Annotated in this window: 15 protein-coding genes and 1 pseudogene; 8 read left to right on the top strand and 8 right to left on the bottom strand. The window is 62.0% G+C overall.

Annotated features, from left to right (window positions below):
• The first annotated feature begins 37 nt into the window (after positions 1–37).
• The 5 genes from Q8S60_RS07505 to flaF all read left to right on the top strand — a co-directional run bounded on the left by Q8S60_RS07505 (position 38) and on the right by flaF (position 5,460).
• Positions 38–1,684 carry a lipopolysaccharide assembly protein LapB gene (locus tag Q8S60_RS07505; protein WP_305276608.1) on the top strand — a complete coding sequence of 549 codons (1,647 nt, stop codon included), beginning with the start codon at positions 38–40 and terminating at the stop codon, positions 1,682–1,684.
• A 389-nt stretch (positions 1,685–2,073) separates the two neighbouring features.
• A complete protein-coding gene (locus tag Q8S60_RS07500) occupies positions 2,074–3,255 on the top strand; it encodes a flagellin (RefSeq protein ID WP_305276607.1) in 1,182 nt (393 codons plus the stop codon).
• A gap of 192 nt (positions 3,256–3,447) precedes the next feature.
• A complete protein-coding gene (locus Q8S60_RS07495) occupies positions 3,448–4,566 on the top strand; it encodes a flagellin (protein WP_305276606.1) in 1,119 nt (372 codons plus the stop codon).
• A gap of 140 nt (positions 4,567–4,706) precedes the next feature.
• The gene (gene flbT, locus Q8S60_RS07490; RefSeq protein WP_305276605.1) at positions 4,707–5,099 is read left to right on the top strand and encodes a flagellar biosynthesis repressor FlbT; all 393 of its coding nucleotides are present in this window, start codon (positions 4,707–4,709) and stop codon (positions 5,097–5,099) included.
• Positions 5,083–5,460, top strand: a complete 378-nt coding sequence (gene flaF / locus Q8S60_RS07485) for a flagellar biosynthesis regulator FlaF (protein ID WP_305668464.1) — start codon at positions 5,083–5,085, stop codon at positions 5,458–5,460. The genes flbT and flaF overlap by 17 nt, the downstream gene beginning before the upstream one ends.
• A 68-nt stretch (positions 5,461–5,528) precedes the next feature.
• Here flaF and Q8S60_RS07480 read toward each other — a convergent pair whose 3' ends face one another.
• The 3 genes from Q8S60_RS07480 to Q8S60_RS07470 all read right to left on the bottom strand — a co-directional run bounded on the left by Q8S60_RS07480 (position 5,529) and on the right by Q8S60_RS07470 (position 10,314).
• A complete protein-coding gene (locus Q8S60_RS07480; protein ID WP_305276603.1) occupies positions 5,529–7,022 on the bottom strand; it encodes a flagellin in 1,494 nt (497 codons plus the stop codon).
• 4 nt (positions 7,023–7,026) lie between these two features.
• Positions 7,027–8,868, bottom strand: coding sequence for a flagellar hook-associated protein FlgK (gene flgK, locus Q8S60_RS07475; protein WP_305276602.1), 1,842 nt, complete (start codon positions 8,866–8,868; stop codon positions 7,027–7,029).
• A gap of 81 nt (positions 8,869–8,949) precedes the next feature.
• Positions 8,950–10,314 carry a flagellar hook protein FlgE gene (locus tag Q8S60_RS07470; protein WP_305276601.1) on the bottom strand — a complete coding sequence of 455 codons (1,365 nt, stop codon included), beginning with the start codon at positions 10,312–10,314 and terminating at the stop codon, positions 8,950–8,952.
• Positions 10,315–10,668: 354 nt separating this feature from the next.
• Here Q8S60_RS07470 and Q8S60_RS07465 point away from each other — a divergent pair, with 354 nt between their 5' ends.
• Positions 10,669–11,514 carry a MoxR family ATPase gene (locus tag Q8S60_RS07465; protein ID WP_305276600.1) on the top strand — a complete coding sequence of 282 codons (846 nt, stop codon included), beginning with the start codon at positions 10,669–10,671 and terminating at the stop codon, positions 11,512–11,514.
• Between the two features lie 741 nt (positions 11,515–12,255).
• On the top strand, positions 12,256–13,431 hold the full coding sequence (locus Q8S60_RS07460; RefSeq protein ID WP_305276599.1) for a VWA domain-containing protein: 1,176 nt from the start codon (positions 12,256–12,258) through the stop codon (positions 13,429–13,431).
• Here the strand turns inward: Q8S60_RS07460 and Q8S60_RS07455 are convergent.
• Genes Q8S60_RS07455 through Q8S60_RS07445 form a run of 3 tightly spaced genes read right to left on the bottom strand, consistent with a single transcriptional unit; the run spans position 13,428 to position 16,405 of the window.
• Entirely contained in the window at positions 13,428–14,123 is a 696-nt protein-coding gene (locus Q8S60_RS07455) for an ABC transporter ATP-binding protein (RefSeq protein WP_305276598.1), read from the bottom strand. The two genes, Q8S60_RS07460 and Q8S60_RS07455, sit on opposite strands and share 4 nt — an antisense overlap.
• Positions 14,120–15,370 carry an ABC transporter permease gene (locus tag Q8S60_RS07450; protein ID WP_305276597.1) on the bottom strand — a complete coding sequence of 417 codons (1,251 nt, stop codon included), beginning with the start codon at positions 15,368–15,370 and terminating at the stop codon, positions 14,120–14,122. The genes Q8S60_RS07455 and Q8S60_RS07450 overlap by 4 nt, the downstream gene beginning before the upstream one ends.
• 9 nt (positions 15,371–15,379) lie before the next feature.
• Entirely contained in the window at positions 15,380–16,405 is a 1,026-nt protein-coding gene (locus Q8S60_RS07445) for an efflux RND transporter periplasmic adaptor subunit (RefSeq protein WP_305276596.1), read from the bottom strand.
• 125 nt (positions 16,406–16,530) lie between these two features.
• Between Q8S60_RS07445 and Q8S60_RS07440 the strand changes: the two genes are divergently transcribed.
• Positions 16,531–16,920 carry a hypothetical protein gene (locus Q8S60_RS07440; RefSeq protein WP_305276595.1) on the top strand — a complete coding sequence of 130 codons (390 nt, stop codon included), beginning with the start codon at positions 16,531–16,533 and terminating at the stop codon, positions 16,918–16,920.
• A 3-nt stretch (positions 16,921–16,923) separates the two neighbouring features.
• Here Q8S60_RS07440 and Q8S60_RS07435 read toward each other — a convergent pair whose 3' ends face one another.
• Both Q8S60_RS07435 and Q8S60_RS07430 read right to left on the bottom strand, forming a co-directional pair.
• The gene (locus Q8S60_RS07435) at positions 16,924–20,181 is read right to left on the bottom strand and encodes an error-prone DNA polymerase (RefSeq protein ID WP_305276594.1); all 3,258 of its coding nucleotides are present in this window, start codon (positions 20,179–20,181) and stop codon (positions 16,924–16,926) included.
• Positions 20,178–20,851, bottom strand: a pseudogene (locus Q8S60_RS07430) (DNA polymerase Y family protein); the annotation flags it as partial. The gene Q8S60_RS07435 and the pseudogene Q8S60_RS07430, both read right to left, overlap by 4 nt.

The raw sequence follows: 20,851 nt of genomic DNA, 5'->3' as shown, positions 1-20,851 counted from the left end.
TTATGAACGATCGGCAGTCGCGGGGCAGCAACCAGCCATGTCTACCATGACCAAACGGCGTCTTTCCGTGGGCAATTCGGTCCTCGGCGACCTCCAGAAGAAATATGAGCAGGGCGTCCGGCTCCTCGATCAGGGCCGCACTGACGATGCTCTGATCCGCTTCCGCAAGGTGGTCGCGGCCGACCCTCTTCATTTCCAGGCGCTCACCGTCCTCTGCCGGACGCTCATGGCGCTCGGGCGGGCGGATGAGGTCGTCCGGATTCTCGATGACGCGGCGGCCGCTGCGCCGGAAGATGAAAAGCATTTGCTGGAACTCGCCGGCATTTGTTTTACGTTCAAATACGTTCAGCGCGCGGAAGAACTCTATCGCCGCGTCCTGACGATCGACCCGGACGCCTTCGTGGCCCTCGGAAATCTCGCCGGCATAGTCGTCGAACAGGCCCATTATCAGGAGGCCGTGGATCTCGTCTCCCATGCGCTGGAGATCAGGCCCGACACGGCGGAATGCTACAATACGCTTGGACGCGCGCTTGCCGGGGCCGCCATGTACGAGGAAGCCGAAGCAAGCTACCGCCGCGCTATCTCCCTCAATCCCGATCTGCCCACGGTCTACGCCAATTACGGTGCTCTTCTCGATATTGTCGGGCGGCAGCAGGAGGCGTTGAAGCTCCTCCAGATCGCTCTCAACATAAACCCGGACTGCGACGGCACGCGGTGGAACCTCGCCCGCGCGCTCCTTGCGACCGGCCACATCGAGGCGGGCTGGGACATGTACGGGTTCGGTTTCGCCTGCGGCGAGCGGACACCCTATCGCCCCTTTCCCGGCCTGATCTGGGAAGGCGAGGATTTGACGGACAAGACCCTCATGGTCTGGCGCGAGCAGGGTCTCGGCGACGATCTCTATTTCTCGACCTGCTACCACGAGCTGATCGGCGAAGTGGGCCATCTCATCATCGAGACCGACCCGCGCCTCGTCCCGCTCTATGCCCGCACCTGGCCGAAAGCGACGGTTCGCGCCGAAACCGGAACCTCGACGGGCCTCGGCAATTGCGACACGGTCGATTTCGACGTCACCGCGCCGGCGGGCATCGTCGCCTCCAGGCGCCGCCGCTCGCTCGACAGCTTTCCGGCGAACCCGCCCGTTCTGGTTGCCGACCCCGTGAGGCGGCAGGCGGCGCGCGAATGGCTTTCCACGCTCGGCCCCGGCCCGCGTATCGGCTTTTGCTGGCGCTCGAGCGTCAGGAACCATGTCCGCTCCTCCTTCGCAACAAAGCTGGAGCACTGGACGGAATTCCTGAAGCAGGACGGCATTCAGGTCGTCAGCCTGCAATATGGCGGTGCCGACGAAGAGATTGCCGAAGCGGAAGAGAAATATGGCATCCGGATACATCGGATGCCCGGCCTCGACACCATGAACGATCTCGAAGGTACGGCCGCCCTCACGGCCGAACTCGACTTCTTCGTCGCCCAGTGGAACGCCTCCTCCGAAATGGCGGGCGCTCTCGGCATCCCCGGCGTCGTCTATCTGCCCGCCGGCAATCCGGTCATGCTCGGCACCGGCCTTATCCCGTGGCATCCTTGCCTGCGCCCGTTCCAGATCAAGCCGGGCTTCGATCCGCTCGCGCTGGCCGGGGCGATGGGCGGCGAAGCCCTGACGCAGCTCCGCGCTGCCGGCAAGCTCTGACACCCTTTCCTGCCCGCCCTGCTTCTTCGTCTCTCTATATAAGAAGGGGGTTTCATGCCCCCGAAGGCGGAAAAATTTTCCCGTGGCACGGCAGACCCTGCCCATAACCGCCGCCCTCCAAAAACCTAACCCATTGATTTTATTGAATATATGAAGCTGGCCCGCCTCTTGCGAAAGAGAGGGCAAGCAATCTGTTGGATACGAAACTCGGCATTGCCGGTTCCTGCATCCGGATTACTCGCGAAGCGGCCAAGGGTCCGAACAAGGTGGACCCGACAGCCAAATCGCAATGCAGTTTGGTTCGTTTACGTCGAATTAATGATTAATGCCGAGTGTAGTGCTCGTGCCGCCATGAGACGGCCGGGCCAAACCCTGGAGGGTAGAGAAAAATGGCTGATGTAGTCCTTTCCGGCGCAATCCGGTCGAATCTGCTCAGCATGCAGAACACCGCGAAGATGCTCGACGAGACGCAGTTGCGTCTGGCGACGGGCCTCAAGGTGCGCAGCGCTGTCGATAGCCCGACCTCATTCTTCACGGCGCAGGGTCTCAACAACCGCGCCTCGGATTTGAACAGCCTGCTCGACGCGATGGGCCAGGGCGTTCAGACGCTCGAGGCCGCCGACCAGGGCATCAAGTCGATCCTGAAACTCGTCGACAGCATGAAGGCCGTCGCGAACCAGGCGCTTGAAACCAAGGTCAAGGCCGCCGTCATCACCGGCAACCAGACCGGCGCGCCCCTTTCCGCCGCGACGGCCCTGAACGGCCTCGGCGCTCTCGGCACCGGCAACACCATCACCATCACGGTCGGCGAAGTCACCGAGACCGTCACGATCGGCGCCGCCTCCGGCAACGTCGCGACCGTCCAGGACCTCATCGACTGGGCCAACGACACCTTTGACGGCGACGAGCCGCTCACGGCCTCGCTCACCACCGACGGCCAGCTCAAGCTCGAAGGCGCCAACGGCCGCAACGTCGCCGTAACGGCGGACAATGGCGGCACGGCCGTCAGCCTCAACGGCCTGCTCGGTTCCCGCACGACGGCCACGGATGGCGTGAATCGCGACAAGTTCGAACGCGACTTCAACAATCTCCGTGAGCAGATCGAACAGCTCGCCAGGGACGCCAGCTACAAGGGCGTGAACCTCCTGAAGGGCGACACGCTCAGCGTCTTCTTCAATACCGAACAGACCAGCAAGCTCGACATTGAAGGCGTCAACCTGACGCCCGAAGGCGACCTCAATATCGGCGCCGTGAACAATGAATCCGGCAATCACGGCTTCGCTCTCGATAGCGGCATCAAGGCCTTTGTCGATACGCTGAACTCCGCCACCAGCGTTCTGCGTCAGCAGGCCTCGACCTTCGGTGCGAACCTCGGCGTGGTGCAGATCCGCCAGGACTTCACCAAGTCGCTCGTCAACACACTGCAGACCGGCGCGTCGAACCTGACCGTCGCCGACACCAACGAAGAAGGTGCGAAAATGCTCGCCCTGCAGACCCGCCAGCAGTTGGGCACCACCGCTCTCTCGCTCGCGAACCAGGCTGAACAGGGCGTTCTGCGTCTCTTCGGTTAAGAATAAAAACGCTGCAAACGCAAAGGGCGGACCGCAAGGTCCGCCCTTTTTTCTTAACGGCCTCGCGAAAATATTCTCAAAAAATCCGGAAAAAATCGCGCGGTTTACCGCCCTTTAACGTCCCTGCCCCATGCTCCTGAACATGGCTCAGAAAGAGCCGGTCAAGACAGTTCCTAGGAAAGGACTACTACAATGGGTGATATCACCATTAACAGCGCCGTGCGGACCAACCTGGAAACCCTCCAGAGCACCGCAAAGATGATGGCGCAGACGCAGAACCGCCTCGCCTCCGGCCTGAAGGTTTCGAGCGCCCTCGACAATCCGCAGTCTTTCTTCACCGCCGCTGGCCTCAATGCCCGCGCAAACGACCTGAGCGCCCTGCAGGACTCGATGAGCCTCGGTGTGCAGACGCTGAAGGCCGCCGACGAAGGCATCAAGTCGATCCAGAAGCTCGTCGACCAGGCGAAGTCGGTTGCGAACCAGGCTCTCCAGGCCAAAGCCACCACGACCATGCTGACGACGTTGACCAAGCCCAGCGCCTCGACCGATTATTCGGCTTCGGGCGCCAGCGCCACCTTCACGGTCGCAGTCGGCACCGGCTCGGCTCAGACTGTCACGCTCAACCAGAACTATGCCTCGATGGGCGCCCTGGTCAGCGACATCAACTCGAGCCTCACGGGCGTAACGGCGGAAGTTTCCGGTGACGGCATCGTCTTCAAGGCCGCCAGCGGCGAAGACATCACGATCGCCGGCACGGACGCGGCGACCCTGTTCGGCGCGACGCTCACGTCCGACAACGGCAAGACGCAAACCGAAGCCCGCGAAACCTACGTCACGGACTTCAACGGCCTGCGTGATCAGATCGATCAGCTCGCCAACGACGCCTCCTTCAACGGCATCAACCTGCTCAAGGGCGATACGCTGAAGGTGAACTTCAACGAAGGCAGCACGTCCTCGCTCGACATCGTCGGTGTCAAGATGACGGTCTCCGACGATCTCGAGATCGACGCGGCCGATTTCTCGACCAACGCCAAGATCGAGGCAGCCGTTTCGGGCCTGAATTCCGCCACGGCGACCCTCCGTGCCCAGGCGTCCACGTTCGGTGCGAACCTCTCGGTCGTGCAGAACCGCCAGGACTTCACCTCGAAGATGATTTCGGTTCTCGAGACGGGTGCCGGCAACCTGACGCTGGCCGACACGAACGAGGAAGCGGCGAACCTGCTCGCTCTGCAGACCCGCCAGTCGCTCGCCCAGACCTCGATGTCGCTCGCGACACAGGCCGAACAGAGCGTTCTCTCGCTCCTGCGCTAATACCGGCCCGCGCTCGCGCGGATCGGCCGACGAAAACCGCGGCGGGGACCCAAAGTCCCCGCCGTTTCTTTATGTGCCGGGCCGATTCAGGCTAGACTGCCGCCAACCTCATCCGAGTTACCCGTCAGGACGCCCCCGCAATGGCCCTCAAAGTCGAACTCAAGCCCGGCGAACGCTTCATCCTCGGCGACAGCGTCATCACCAACGACGACCAGCGCACCCGCCTCTTCATCGAGGGCGAGACGCCGATCCTGCGCGAAAAGGACATCCTCCGCGCGGCCGATGCCGACACGCCCTGCAAGCGCCTCTATCTGCTGGTCCAGATGATGTATCTCGCGCCCGACCCCCGTCCCCACCACGATCTCTATTTCCAGATCGTCGGGGACGTGATCGAGGCCGCCCCCTCCACCGCGCCCTATATCGACGCGGTCAACAGTAAAATCTTAACCGGCGAAATGTATAAAGCTCTCAAGGAAGCTCGGAAGTTGATCGAGTACGAACGGGGGCTGCTGGAGAATGTCAAAACCTCATGACGCGTATGCCAGTGCATCGCGTATGGCGATCACGGACCCGCGTGAGTTCGAAGCGACCATCCTGACGCGCGCCGCCGGCCAGTTGCAGCGCATCCGCGACAACTGGTCCAACGAAAAGGCGTCGACCCTGCGCGATGCGCTTCTCTACAACCGCCGCATCTGGACCGTCTTCGCCGCCTCGGCCGCGGAGGCCGAACACCCGCTTCCCCGCGAGATCAAGCAGAACATAGCCAACCTCGCCATCTTCATCTTCAAGCGCACCAGCGAAATCGAAGCGAGCCACGAGCCCGCGCCGCAGCTCCTCGACACCCTCATCATGATCAACCGCGAAATCGCCGCCGGCCTCTATAGCCGCGCCTGACCGTACGCCTGCCCTCCCGCAATAAAAAAGGCCCGCAACCGCGGGCCCTTTTTTTGCCTCCCGGCAGCCTACAGGTAATTCACCAGCGACATCTGCGACAGCATCGCCGTCACCTGGTAGCTCGCCTGGAGCTGCGTCTGCAGCGTCGTCAGCTTCACGCCGACCTCATAGGGATCCGCGTTCTGGATGTCGCCCAGCAGCACGTTTGCGGTCGCCATCGTCTGGTCGTGCCGCGCCTGCGTGCCGGCGAGCGTCGCCGATGCAAGCCCGAGCCCCGTCACGATGCTCTCCACCGACTGCACGCCCTTGAAGCTGAGCGTGGCGCCCACCCGGCTCGACAACGCGTTGTAGGAAGCCCGCTGGTCGAGATCGTCCGCGTCCGAATATTCGACCGCCGAGAGCAGCGCCGACATCTTCAGCGTATCGCGGATCGCCGCCTGGTCGGCGCGCGCGCCGTAGTTCACCTGCCGCCCGCTGTCGATCTGCGCAACCATGTTGTTGCCCGGCGTGCCGGCAAGGTCGCCCTTGTACCAGAACACGGTGTCCGCCTCGGTCGCGTCGCGCAGGCCCGTCGCCGAGGCGAAAGGCGGCCCGTCCACGCGCTGCGGCGCGCCGCCCGCGGCATAGTCGAAGAAATTGTTGGACGCTTCCACCGCCGACGCCGCCTTCAGCGTTACCTTCGCTTCCTTCTGCACCGCCGTGTCGAGCGCCGCCTGGAAATTGGCGGATGTCGTCGCCGTGTCCGCGCCGATGGTGAATTCGCCCGCCGCCGGCGGATTGTTCGTCGTCGCCTTCAGCGTCACCGTGGTCGTCGTGCCGTCCGGCAGGCGCATCTCGATCGCGATCTGCTCCCCCGCCGCCGGCAGCCCGGTGAATTCCACGTCGAGCGCCGCGGGCGAACCCGCCGGTCCCGTCACGGTCGCATTGCTCAGCGTCGAGGTCGCGCCTTCCAGCTTGAAGCCGAACACGCTCGGCGCCGCATCCTCCGCCAGCGTCACCGTCGTCCCCGCCGTGCCGAGCGTCAGCCGCCCGCGCCCGTCGGCGCCCATGTCGGCCTGCGCCCGCTCGTCGATGAACTGCTTGAGCCCCGCCTGGTTGCCGCTGCCATTGAGAATTTTGTCGGGCAGCGCCACCGGCCGCGTCTGCGTGTCCTTGCCGCCGAACAGATAGCGGTCCTCGACCTCGAGGTTCAGCAGGTTCACCAGTTCGTCGAACTGCATCCCCGCCGAAATCTGCGCGCTCGTCTGCTTGCCGTTCACCAGCTCGAAGCCGGAGGTCAGCATCGCCGTCTTCGCTTCGCTCGCGATCGTGTTCACCCGCGTCAGCGCATCCGACATCACCTCGATCCGCATCTGCGTCTTCGAGATCGTGTTCGTGTAAGCCGTGATCTGCCCGAGCTGATGCGACAGCGACAGCACCAGGTTCCGGTCGGTGCCCAGCTTGGCATAGCTGTCCGTCTTGAGCCCGGTCGAGAGCTGCCGCTGCAGATCGTCGAACTGCGCCCGCATGTCGTTGATCGACTGGCGCAGCGCGAGAGATTGGGAGAGCGTGGAAACCTGCATGATCTTACCTGCCGATGCTCATAAGCACATCGAAGAGTTGCTTGATGGTGGTGATGACGCGTGCATTGGCCGAATAGGCGTTCTGCAGCAGCAATAGATTGGACAATTCGTCGTCGATGTTGACGCCCGTCTGCGCGTCGAAGCGGTCCTGCAGCGACGACGCCACGACCTGCTGCGCCTCCGCGTCGCGGGTCGCGTTCGCCGCCTGTGCCGACTGGAACGAGACCAGCCGCCGCGCGAAGCCGTCCACCGATCCGTTATAGGGGTTGGACGATCCGCCGATCCCCGTCTCCGGCGAATAGGCCCGGCTGTTCGATGTCAGCCGCGCCAGCAGGTCGAGCGGGCGCGTCGCGTCGCCCACCTGCGTGTCGGTGTCGAAACCGACCAGAAGCATGTCGTCCGCGATCACGGCCTGGTTCACCTGGATGCGGCTGGCGAAACCCGCCTTCTGTCCCGGTTCGTTGGAGAAGATCTTGCCCGTCGAGCCGTCGACGAAAAGCGCGAGCCCCGTCGTCCCGTCGCTCAGCCCCGCCGGCGTCACCGTCGCGCTCACCGAATTGATGTCGCTGTTGCCCGCTACGCCGTCGTCGAGAAAGCGGATCGTCGTGCCGGCCGGGTTCGACACCACGACATCCGCCGGCAGCGCCGCCTGCAGGTCGGCGATGATGCCCGCCATCGGCTGGTTGAAGTCGATGCCGACCACGAGGTCGTTCGGGTTCGCCGTGAAACCGTTCGACAGCGGCAGCGCCGAGGGATCGTCCACGCGTACGATGGTGACGTTCTGCGTCACACCGCCGACCGTATAGCTCAGGCTGATCGTGTTGCCGGCCATCATCGAGGCCGTATCGATCTCGAAGCCCGTCGCCGCGCCGTCCGTGGCGGCCGTGCTCGCGACCGTCTCCTCCGACAGCGCCAACGCAAGCTGCGCTGCCAGTTCGTCGAGCTGCGCCTGCGCTTTCGGCAATATGTCGTCGCGCAGTTCGAGATAGCCCGCGATGGCGCCGGAGCGGATCGCGCCTGCCGCGATGAGATCGATGCTGTTCGAGCCCGAAATGAGCGAGATCGTGCCGACGCCACCATTCTCGTAGGTGGAGGTTGCGTCGAGCTGCGTGCGCTCGTCGAACCGCAGTTCCACCGGCGTCCGGTCGAGCAGCAACTGGCCGCCCGAGGTGAAGATGGTCACTGTGCCGTCGTCGCGGTTGACGACCTTCACATCCATCAGCCTCGACAGCTCGTCGATGGCCATGTCCCGCTTGTCCTGCAGGTCGCCGGTCGAAAGATTGCCGGCCTGGCGCTGCGCGATCTGGCTGTTGACGGATGCAATGGTCTTGAGCAGCGCGTTCGCGCTCTCGACGGCGGAAGCGATGTTCCGCTCCGCTTCGAGCCGCATGTCCTGAACGGTGCTGGACATGTTGTTCAGCTTCGCGGCGAGATTGCCCGCCTCGTTCAGCAGCGATTGCCGCGCGGCGGCCGATTCCGGGTTGCCCGCCAGCTCCTGCAACATGGTCGCCAGCGCGCCGATGGAACCCGCGATGGAGGAGTTCGAATCCGGCGTGCCGAACATGCTGTCCACCCGGCCGAGCATATTCGCCTTTACATTGGCGAAGGCGGAGCCGGCCGAGGCCGTGCGAAGCTGCTGCTGCAGGAATTCGTCGATCTGGCGCTGCGCCGCCTCGCGCCGCACGCCGATGCCCTCGCCGCCGGCAAGCGCGTTCACCTGGTTCTGCACCTTGCGGGTGTAGCCCGCCGTGCCGACATTGGCGATGTTGCGCGAGGTGATGTCGATCCCGGACTGGGAGACATTCAACCCGCTCATTGCGGCGCCGAGTGCGGAGGAAAGACTCATCTGTAGACCTTCGGCTGGATACCTTGACGACGATCGGTCCGCGCCGGACGCCCCGAGGAGGAGCGCCCGCCGCGGCCTTTATCAGCGCTTCATGTTCAGCGTTTCGCGGATCAGTTCGTCCGCCGTCGTCACGATGCGCGTGCCCGCCGTATAGGCCTGCTGCGTCACGATCAGCTTGGAGAACTCGTCCGCGATGTCGACGTTCGAAGCTTCGCGCGCCGAGGCGATGATGTCGCCGCCCGCGCCGAGCATCGGCTCGCCCGATTCCTGCGTCGCCGCGAAGGCGGTGCCGTCGAGCTTCTTCAGCTTGTCGGCCGCGTTGAATGTCGCGAGCGATACCTGTGCGATGTCCACCGTCTTGCCGTTCGAATAGGTGCCGGTAACGCGGCCGTTCTCCGAAACCGCGATGGCGACGAGTTCGCCGGACGGGTAGCCGTTCTGGTCGAGCGCGGTGGTCTTTACCGTGCCGTTATTGTCCTCGAACTGCGTGATGTTGGAGGCACCGTGGTCGAGCGTCACGTTTCCGAGTGCGACGCCGTTGACGGTGAGGCCCGTGATGGTGGTCGAGTCGACGGCGGGCGTCAGACGGCCCTGGGCATCGAACGCATAGTCCTGCCCCACATTCACCCATTTGTCGGCGGCGCCCGTCGCGCTGTCGTCGGTCTTGTAGAACAGGTTCCAAGTGTCGCCGCCGCCATCCGCATTGTCGACCTTCGCCCAGCGGAACTGGACGTTGGCCGGCGCGCCCAGCGCGTCGTAACCCGTCACCGCGCCGCCCGACAGCGAGTTGTCGAGGAAGATGTCTTCATTGGCCGCCGAAATGACGCTCAGGTCGGCCAGCGCCGGCGTGAAGCGGCCCACCGTCAGAAGTTCGCTGTTGGCGATATCCGGATCGGCATTGTTGGTCTTCGGCCAGGCCGGCAGGTTGGCCTTGTAGGAAATCGTCGTGGTCGTGCGCGCCGCCAGGAAGTCGCGGTTGATCTGGATGCGGCCCGGCACGTCGCCCACCGGATTGCCCGTCACCGGATCGATCTGGAGGCCCTGCAGCGTGTAGCCGCCGCCATTCACGAGATAGCCGTACTTGTCCATCGTGAAGTCGCCGCGCCGCGTGTAGTAGTTCACGTTGTCGAAGACGGGGTTGCCGTCCACGGTCGCGACCCGCGCGGAGACGATGAAGAAACCTTCGCCGTTGATCGCCATATGCGTCGGCACTTCCGAGGCGTCGATGGAGCCCTGCACCGAATTGGTGAACGAGGGGGCGGCCAGCACCGCGCCCGGCAGATGGTTGCGGCTCGTGGAGGCGGTCACGATGTCCTGGAAACTTGTGTCCGTCCGCTTGAACCCGACGGTCTGCGAGTTCGCGATATTGTCCGAGATATGACCCAGCGCGCTCGACTGGGCGCGGATGCCGGTGATGGCGGTGGTCATCGATCCAAAGAAACTCATGGTCCTGTCTCCATGCGGTAGGTCCCGGCAAGGCGCTGGCGGGACACGTGCTGGCTCCTTGGGAGCAAGGAGTGGGCCACGAGTTTTATTCATATATTTCAATGAGTTAGAATGTATAAACCATCGCCCGGCCGGGTATCCGCTGCCCTTTGCCCGGCAAAAATTGCCGCAACGGCAGCCTCGAGGGCCCGGTCCTCCTCTTCAAATCCGGTGGCGCGGCGCTCTCCGGGCGAACAGGCGTTTTCCTTGAACCCGCTAGGGTGACCCATTAGTTTCACACCCGTTTCGCAATTCGGTAAGCGGCGGCCTGCGCGTCAAGCGTCTGTTCCCGCGTCCAGGGGAAAGTCCATATCCATGAAGTTCGAGGGAACACAGAATTACATCGCCACGGAAGACCTGCGCGTGGCCGTGAATGCGGCCATCACGCTGCAGCGTCCGCTCCTCATCAAGGGCGAGCCCGGCACCGGCAAGACCGTGCTGGCCGAGGAAGTGGCGAAGGCGATCGACGCCGAACTCATCACCTGGCACATCAAGTCGACCACCAAGGCGCATCAGGGCCTTTATGAATATGACGCCGTCTCGCGCCTGCGCGACAGCCAGCTCGGCGACGAGCGCGTCAAGGACATCCGCAACTACATTTCCAAGGGCAAGCTCTGGGAAGCCTTCGAACGCCAGAAGCGCCCCGTCCTCCTCATCGACGAGATCGACAAGGCCGACATCGAGTTTCCGAACGACTTGCTGCAGGAACTCGACCGCATGGAGTTCTACGTCTACGAGACGAACGAAACCATCAAGGCCGAAATCCGCCCCATCGTCATCATCACGTCCAACAACGAAAAGGAACTGCCGGACGCCTTCCTGCGCCGCTGTTTCTTCCACTACATCAAGTTCCCCGACGAAGACACGATGCGCGCCATCATCGACGTCCACTTCCCGGGCCTGAAGGGCAAGCTCGTGCAGGAAGCCCTCTCGATCTTCTACGAGATCCGCGAAGTCCCCGGCCTGAAGAAGAAGCCCTCGACGTCGGAACTTCTCGACTGGCTGAAGCTCCTCCTCTCGGAAGACATCTCGCCGGAAACGCTCCGCGAAAAAGACCCCACCAAACTCATCCCGCCCCTCCACGGCGCCCTCCTCAAGAACGAGCAGGACGTCCACCTCTTCGAACGCCTCGCCTTCCTCGCCCGCCGCGAGCGGAACTAGCCTCTCTCCTTCGTCATTGCGAGCAGAGCGAAGCAATCCAGAAGCCGCAAAGCGGCGTCAGGAATAGACTCTTCTTCACGACACAAAGCCCGCGCCTCCCCGCGCGGGCTTTTTCATGTCCAAAAAAAGGTGTCATCCCGGCGAAAGCCGGGATCCAATCCACGTTGAGGTCGCGCAGAGCGGCACCGGGAAAAAAGTCTCTCCCCACCCTCCCCTTGGGGGGTGAGGGACGGCTTGCGCAGCAAGCGAAAAGGTCCAGCGGACCTTTTCGAGACCCGAACGCCCGAAGCGCAAGCGCAGGGCCAATCAAACGGTCGAAGACCGTTTGGGGCGGGGTCGCGGCGCAACACCCGGTACGGATATCCCCTCATCCACGCAAAAAGGCACGGGCACAACTTTCCACCTCCCCGCGCAAAAATTTATTTATCCCCACCCGCCCGTCTTCGCGTTCCGCCTGCCCGCCCCGGGGATAACTCGAATTGATCCGTATACAGATCATGCGATTCAACTGTTTATGACAGTTCGATAACAGTCCCGTGACAGTCGCTCGCAAACCGCTCCCACACCCCGCCCTAACCGCCCGCCCCGGCTGACAAAACTGCCCCTTGCGGGATAAATTCATTCCGCTCGCAAAACGGCCTGTTCAAAGCCGCCCGGAAGCCCCCCGCAAATGGACCTTCAATCCGCCGTCCATAAGCCCTAGACTGCCGCCAACAAGCCATTAAACCCGCGGAAATGCTCATGTTCGTCCACTTCTTCCATGAACTGAAAAAGGCCAACGTCCCCGTCTCGCTCCGCGAATACCTGACGCTGCTGGAGGCCATGGATTCCGACATCATCGAGCGCAAGGTCGAGGATTTCTACTTCCTGTCCCGCGCCGCGCTGGTCAAGGACGAGCGCAACCTCGACAAGTTCGACATCGTTTTCGGTCATGTTTTCAAGGGCTTGGAGCAGGTCGGCGATGGCGAGATCGCCAACATCCCCGAAGAATGGCTCCGCGCCCTCACCGAGAAATTTCTCACCGAGGAAGAGAAGGCACAGATCGAAGCCCTCGGCGGTTGGGAAAAGATCATGGAAGAACTCCAGAAGCGTCTGGAGGAACAGAAGGAACGCCACGAAGGCGGCAACAAGTGGATCGGCACCGGCGGAACTTCTCCTTTCGGTGCAAATGGTTACAACCCGGAAGGCGTCCGCATCGGCCAGAAGGAAGGCCGTCACGGCAAGGCCGTGAAGGTCTGGGACAAGCGCGAATACAAGAACCTCGACGACCAGGTCGAGCTCGGCACGCGCAACATCAAGGTGGCGCTCCGGCGCCTCCGCCGCTTCGCGCGCGAGGGCGCGCCGACAGAACTCGATCTCGACGGCACAATCAAGGCGACCGCACATCAAGGTTATCTCGACCTGATTATGCGCCCGGAGCGCCGCAACAAGATCAACGTGCTGATTTTCTTCGATATCGGCGGCTCGATGGACAGCCACATCAAGCTATGCGAGGAACTCTTCTCTGCCGCGCGCAGCGAATTCAAGAACCTCGAATATTTCTACTTCCACAACTGCCTCTATGAAGGCGTCTGGAAGGACAACCGCCGCCGCCACGCCGAAAAAATGTCGACCTGGGACGTCCTCCACAAGTATCCCTCTGATTACAAAGTGATTTTCGTCGGCGACGCCACCATGTCCCCCTACGAAATCACCTATGCCGGCGGCTCCGTCGAGCATTGGAACGAGGAGCCCGGCGGCATCTGGCTCGAGCGCGTCAACCAGATCTACGAAAGCGCCATCTGGATCAATCCGATCCCCGAACGGCACTGGGAATACACGCCCTCGCTTCAAATCATCAAGCAAATCATGGGCGAACGCATGTTCCCGCTGACGCTGGAAGGCCTCGATCACGCCATGCGCGAGCTTTCCCGCTAACGCCGCGTATCGCTGTCGATCCGTCCATCGATCAGATGAACATTGCGCGCCGTCGCCGCCGCGAACCCCACCTCATGCGTAACGGCAATCACCGTCCGCCCCTCGTCCCGCACCAGTTTTGCGAAGATTTCCTGAACGATTTCGCTGTTTTTGCTGTCGAGATTGCCGGTCGGTTCATCCGCGAGAATGAGCGCCGGATCGTTCGCCAGCGCCCGCGCAACGGCAACGCGCTGCCGCTGTCCGCCCGAAAGCTGGTCCGGCCGCTTCTTCGCCTGATCGGCGATATCCAGCTCCTCGAGCAGCGCATGGCCCCGCTCCATCATCTCCGCATCGCTAAGCACGCCGAGCCTTTGCATGGGCAGCAACACATTGTGAAGAACGGAGAATTCCGGCAGCAGAAAATGAAACTGGAAGACGAACCCGATCCTGCTCAGCCGGATCGCTGCCAGTTCGTTCGCGGAAAGCCCGGTTGTTTCAATCCCGTCGATAAATATCTGCCCCGCCGTCGGCAGGTCGAGAAGGCCGAGCAGATAGAGAAGAGACGACTTGCCGGAACCGGACGGCCCGGTAACGCTGACGAACTCCCCCTGCCCGATCGTCAGGTCGATATCGCGAACTAGTGTGACCGGTACCGCCTCCTGCAGGATGCGCGTCACGCCACGGGCTTCGAGGAGAGGCGCCGGATCGCTCATGTCGCCCCCCGGATGATATCGACGGGCCTCACCTGCGCCGCCTTCCGCGCCGGATACCAGGCGGCACCGACGGCCGAAACGACCGAAAAGAAACCGCCCAGCGCAAACTGGAAAAAGCCCCTGTCGAGCACGATACCCTGCTTTTCCGACATACCGGGAATGGTGAACTCGACGGACGCCAGCATCTGCAGCAGCACAAGCCCTATTCCCCAGCCGAGCAGCATGCCGATCAGGCCTATGAACACGCCCTGCACAAGGAAGATCGTCTGAATGTCGAATGCGCGAAACCCCATCGACATCAGAATGGCGATATCCCGCCGCTTCTCCATCACGGTGGTCGAGATGATGTTGAAGATGCCGAACGAGGCGACGATCATGATCGCGCCCACGATCGAATAGGTGATTGTGTTTCGGATGGCGAAGAGACCGAGAAAATCGCGGTTGACCTCCTGCCATGATTCCGAGCGATATCCCCACCGGCTTTCGATCCGCGACGCAAAAACCTCCGCATCGTCCGGGTCGGCAATCTTGATGCGGATGCGGTTGGCGATGAAAGGCTTGTCGAGCAGAACCTGCGCATCCTTGACGAGCATGTAGACCTGCCCCTCGTCGAGCAGCAGGTTGCCTGTGCTGAAGATGCCGACCACTTTCATGCGCCTGACGAGCCCCGTCGGAGAAACGACGGTCGCGAGGTCTTCCATTCCGAGCCCGAGCCGGACCGACATGCCCCGGCCGATGACGATGCCTTGCGACGCGGTCTTGAGACGCATCAGACTGCCTTCCCGCATGTCGCGCTCGACCGTTGTCAGATGACGTTCCTTCTCCGGGTCGATACCGGCGATGGAGGCACCGACATCCTTGCTCGCATAACGCACGATGGCTTGCCCCGTCAGCGCCGCCTCGGCAATCACCCCCGGCTGCTGCGAGAGCTCCTCGACGATGGCGCCGTAGTTCTTGATGCCGCGCAGATACTCGCGCGGTTTGGTGTTGGTGAGTTTGACGGTCGCATCCGGATACGCCAGGTAGACGGGCTGTTTCGCCGCCGTCCGGAATTCATCCTTGATCGTGATATGCGGCGCATTGTCGACCAGCCGTCGCGTCAGATCCTTCTCGGAGCCCGACATCACCGACGACGTTGCAATGAAGAAGCCGACGCCAAGCGCGACACCCATCGTCGAAACGATGGTCTGCCGGCGCCTGTGGGTGAGTTGCGCCGCCGCGATGCCGAGAGCGACCTGCCAGAACATGGAGAATACCTATGAAGCGGGCTTGGAAGGCGCGGCCCGCACACGCTCGCCCTCGGTAAGTCCCGACGGCGGGCTCGCGATCACGATGGCATCTTCTGAAAGGCCGGAGAGAATTTCCGCGGCATCCTGCCCGACGGCGCCAAGCTCGACATCGGCACGGCGCGCCCTGCCTTCGGAAATGGTCCACACGGATGTTCCGGAGAGCGAGGAAACGGGCACCAGCAGCGCATTCTCGTCTCGCCGCACGACGATGTTGATCTCCGTCGTCATCCCCGAAATCAGCGGCGTATCGTCGGGAAGCGAGAGATAGACCCGGTAGGTCCGCCCCACGGGATCGCCGTAAGGCGTGATGCGTTCCACCGTGCCGGAGAGAGCGCGCCCCGGGAAGGCATCCGCGCGGATCAACGCCTCCTGCTGAGCTGCGACCTTGGTAATATCCTCTTCGTCGACTTCGGCTTCGATCTGCAGTTCCGCCTGGTCGCCGACCATGAAGAGGACCTGGCCCGGCTGTGCCATGTCGCCGACCTTGACCTGGCTTTCGGAACGAAGGACAGCGCCCGCAATCGGAGCCGTTATGAAGTGATCGTCGAGCCTCGCCTTGGCCCCCCGAAAGGCAGCCGCGGCAGCGGCCTGCGCGCTTAGCGCTTGATCGAGCGCGGCCTGGCTGACATTTCCGGACCGCCGCAACGTCCTCGCCCGATCGAGATCGGCATCCGCCAGCTTCAGGCGGGCCGCGAGTTCCTGAACCCGCGAAATATCCTCCCCCACGTCGATGACCGCGAGTATGTCTCCAGCCGCGACAGGATCGCCCTCGCGCTTGAGCACATCGGTAATGCGGCCCGAAATCTTTGTGCCCACCCGCGCATAGCGCACGGGCTCCACAGTGCCGGTAGCGTAGACGGCCTCTACGGCAAGGCCCCGTTGAGGCGTGGCAACAACGACAGACGGAGCCTGAATGAACAGGAAATAGATGCCGACAATCGCCAGGACGGCCAGGACCGCACTGCCGCTGATCCAGATCATACGCTTGCTCAAAACGCCTCCGCCGGCAGCCCGGACTATTTTCATTACGCTGTTTGCGGCAAATACTAACAGAATCGGCCGATATCCGACCTACGATCTACCGGCGGAATGTCGCAGGAAATGGGGAAAATGGAGCAATGTCGGAAAAAACAGTCCGGAGGACGGCATGGTGCGATCTGGCGGTCACGGCGCCCTTCGCCATTCCCTTCATCGCCGAAGCGGTAATCGCGCTCATCTACGGAATCGACAGGGAAATTGGTTTCGCCACGCCGGCGATCATGTTCGAGATGGGACCGCTTGCGATGATGTTCGTACACATCATGGGCGTGCTGGGCGTGGTCTGGGCAATCGCCCGGCTGAAGAAGCCCGTCGCGGAACTCGCGCGCATCGACGCGATTGCGCGTCTCGCCGTCGCTGCTCTGATCCTCTACTCGATAGCGGAAGGCGCGACGCCGGTTCTCTGGGTGTTCGTCATAACGGAAATCGCGGGCAGCGCGGTACAATTCATCGCTCTGAGACGTTCCTGACTCTCAGTGAAAATCGCGGCTTTTCGGTACGAAGCGAGCGGCACGCATCCGCTTCTGCTCTTCCCGGGTATGATTGCCATCGCGTGGATCGTGCCCCGCATGCTTCACGCCATCTGAGGGGGAGAGTATGGCCTCGCCGAAATCCACACCCGAAGACAGATGCGCGAGTTCATCCGTACAATCTTCGAGATCGTCCGCAACGACATGGATGACGATGCCTTCCTTCTGCACGCGCCCCTTGACAAGCATCAGCCGTGAAGTGAGAACGACGCGCCGCCGTTTCTCATAGAGCTTCGGCCAGATGATGATATTGGCAATGCCGGTTTCGTCTTCGAGCGTCGCGAAAATAACGCCGCTGGCTGTGCCCGGTCTCTGCCGCACCAGCACAAGGCCCGCGAGCGTGACCCGCCGCCCCGCTTCTATCTCCTTCAATTCACGGTGAGATATCGCACCTCGTGCCGCGAACCGCCGCCGAAGAAACGAAAGCGGATGCGCCTTGAGCGACAGCCGGAGCGTCGCATAGTCGAGCACGACATGTTCGCCCATCGGCATCGCAGGTAACGTCACTTCTTTCTCGGCCTGGAAACCTCCCTCCTCCAATGCAGCGAAAAGCGGCAGATGCGCGGGCATGGTGCCATTCTGCCCATTGCCGTAGCCGCCAAGACCGCGCACGGCCCAGAGTGCCTCCCTGCGGTCAAGACCGAGCGACCGGAACGCATCCGCATCCGCAAGTTTTTCGACGATGCGCGGTCCAAGACCGGTTCGAAGCCAGAAATGACGCACGGAATCGAAACCTCGACCGCGGTCCCGTTCAATTGCTTCGCCTGTTGCCGCCTGCACCCCCTTCACCTGCCGCAACCCAAGCCTGACGGCACATTTTCCCGCCGGCGTCTTCTCGAGCGTGCACTCCCAGTCGCTGTGGTTCACATCGACAGGCCGCACCTCGACGCCATACTCCCGCGCATCTCGGACGAGTTGCGCCGGCGCATAAAAACCCATCGGCTGGGAATTGAGGATCGCCGCGCAGAAGACATCCGGGTAATGATATTTGAGCCAGGCGGAAACATAGGCAAGCCGCGCAAAGCTCGCAGCATGGCTTTCTGGAAAGCCGTAATCGGCGAAGCCCTCAATTTGCTTGAAACAGCGCTCGGCAAAATCCTGTTCGTATCCGTTCCTGAGCATGCCGGCGATGAACTTCTCGCGGTACATACCGATTGTGCCGGACTTCCGGAAGGTCGCCATGGCGCGGCGCAGCTGGTCCGACTCACCGGGCGTGAAGCCCGCCGCGACGATGGCGATTTTCATCGCCTGCTCCTGGAAGAGCGGCACGCCATATGTTCTGCTGAGGACTTCTTTCAGCACAGGAGACGGATAGGTGACCTCTTCCTTCTTGTCTCGTCTCCGCAAGTAGGGATGCACCATGTCGCCCTGTATGGGCCCGGGGCGAACGATCGCCACCTCGACTACGAGGTCGTAGAAATTCCGGGGTTTCAGTCGTGGGAGCATCGACATCTGCGCACGGCTTTCCACCTGGAATACGCCGATGGCGTCCGCTTCGCAAAGCATGTCGTAGACCGCCTTGTCATCCTGCGGCACACCGGCCAACGTCATCGTCCGATTGTAATGCTGCTCAATCAGCTCAAAAGCCTTGCGAATGCAGGTAAGCATGCCGAGCGCCAGCACATCGATCTTCAGAATGCCGAGCGTGTCGAGATCGTCCTTGTCCCATTCGACAAAAGTACGGTCGTCCATCGCCGCATTCTGGATCGGCACCACCTCCTCGAGAGGTCCCCGTGTAATAACGAAGCCGCCGACATGCTGCGAGAGATGACGCGGGAATCCGATAAGCTCACTCGCAAGCTTCAGTGCAAGACGTAATTCCCGGTTCTCCGGATCGAGACCGATTTCACGGGCTTCCTTTGGCGAAACACCCTCGATCGACCAGCCCCAGGTCGAACGCGACAAGGCGCTTATCACGTCTTCCGACAGACCGAACACCTTGCCCACATCTCGAATGGCGCTGCGGGAACGGTAGGAAATAACGGTCGCGGCGATACCCGCGCGATGACGTCCGTATTTTTCATAGATGTACTGGATTACCTCTTCGCGCCGCTCATGCTCGAAATCGACGTCGATATCCGGCGGTTCATTACGATCCTTCGAGACGAAGCGCTCGAACAGAAGATCGATTTCGGACGGATTGACCGAGGTAATACCGAGACAGAAGCAGACGACGGAATTGGCGGCGGAACCTCGACCCTGACAGAGAATGTTCCGGCTGCGCGCATAGCGGACGATATCGTGAACGGTCAGGAAATAGGGCGCATAGGCCATTTCCTCTATGAGTTTCAATTCGTAATCGATGGTCGCCCGGATCTTGCCGCTCACACCCTCCGGAAAAGAATTCCGCGCTCCTTCCCATGTCAGCTGCACAAGCAATTCCTGCGGCGTTTCGTTTTCGGAAAAATTGTCGGCTGGATATTCATAACGAAGCTCGTCGAGAGAAAAGGAGCAACGTTCGACGATATCGAGTGTGGCGGAAAGCGCTTCCGGCACATGTCCGAGGAGTCGCGTCATCTCTTCCGGCGATTTCACATGCCGTTCCGCATTCGCGGCCAGACGGAAGCCTGCCTCTTTCAGCGTGCAGTGCTCGCGGATGCAGGTAACGACATCCTGAAGCGGCTTCCTGTCCGGCGTGTGATAGAGCACATCGTTGGTCGCAACGATCGGTACACCTGCCTTCCGCGCCATTCGCATCAACACATGATGCCGCTGCTTGTCGTCGGCCCGATAAAGAGGCGTAAGGCCGAGCCATACCGAATTGGAAAATCTCTCCGCCAGCAGCTTCAGGTTCGCTTCGAAGGTTTGGTCGGGAACGGCAGACGGCATGGCGATAAGGCAATGGTCTTCTCCATGTCCCAGAAGATCGCTCATCGCAAGAAAGCATTCCCCCTTCGGCGCTCGCCGGTTGCCGAGCGTGAGCAGCCTTGTCAGCCTTCCATAGGCATCCCGATCCTGTGGATAGGCAATGACCTCGAACCCGTCTTGCAGTACCAGCCGCGTGCCGACAAGGAGACGGATGCCATCTTCCTTCGCCGCGGCATGCGCGCGCACAACCCCCGCAAGCGTATTTCGGTCGGCAATACCGATGGCCGCAAGACCTTGCGCCTTTGCCGCAAGCACCAGCTCCTCGGCATGGGAGGCGCCCCGCAGGAAACTGAAATTGGTGGCCACGGCGAGTTCCGCGAAAGAAGCATTCATTCGAAGACCCCGTGGAGATACCAGCGCGGACCTTCATTATCGCGGTGATAGAGTCCGTCGCGATAAAGCCAGAAACGCCGGCCTTCGACATCTTCCACGCGGTAATAATCGCGTGTGCGGTGCTTTCCCTCGCGCCACCACTCGGGAGCAATGCGCTCCGGCCCTTCGGCGCGGGCAATCTGATGGGCAATCCTCCGCCAGCGGAAAACGCGTGGCGGCCCTTCGGGCACTTCCGCGATCACATCCACGGGCTCGGGCGAGGACAAGAGCCTTAAGGGACGGGGCAAACTGCCACCCAGCACAGATGCCATGTGCTCTTTTGCATGTGCTGTCCAGCCGCGCATGGCCGGGGTGATACCGCGCAACGCCGGAACGGCGGCAACCGCGCGCTCGGGAATATGGCTTGCTCTGGGTTCGAGCCGCATGACGCGTCCGGCGCCGAGACGGTTGCTCAGCCGGTCCACGAATTGTTCGAGGTCCTGCGCCCGGGTTCTTTCATTGTCCAGGGTTTCCTGCTCGGGACGCAGCGGATCGACAGCGAGACAGGCAAGCGTGATGGCCTCGATGCCGAAGCCGGTATCGAAATCGTCTCCTATCTGAGCAAGCTTCTCGCGAAAGAGCCGTGAGAGATGAGAAGCATCATGCGAAGCAATACCGGTGCCCGCCTGCA

Origin of the sequence: Parvibaculum sp. (genome assembly GCF_030694575.1) — a bacterium.
GTDB lineage: Bacteria > Pseudomonadota > Alphaproteobacteria > Parvibaculales > Parvibaculaceae > Parvibaculum.
The sequence above is the reverse complement of the archived record's forward strand: the minus strand, read 5'-3'. Positions and strand labels throughout refer to the sequence as shown.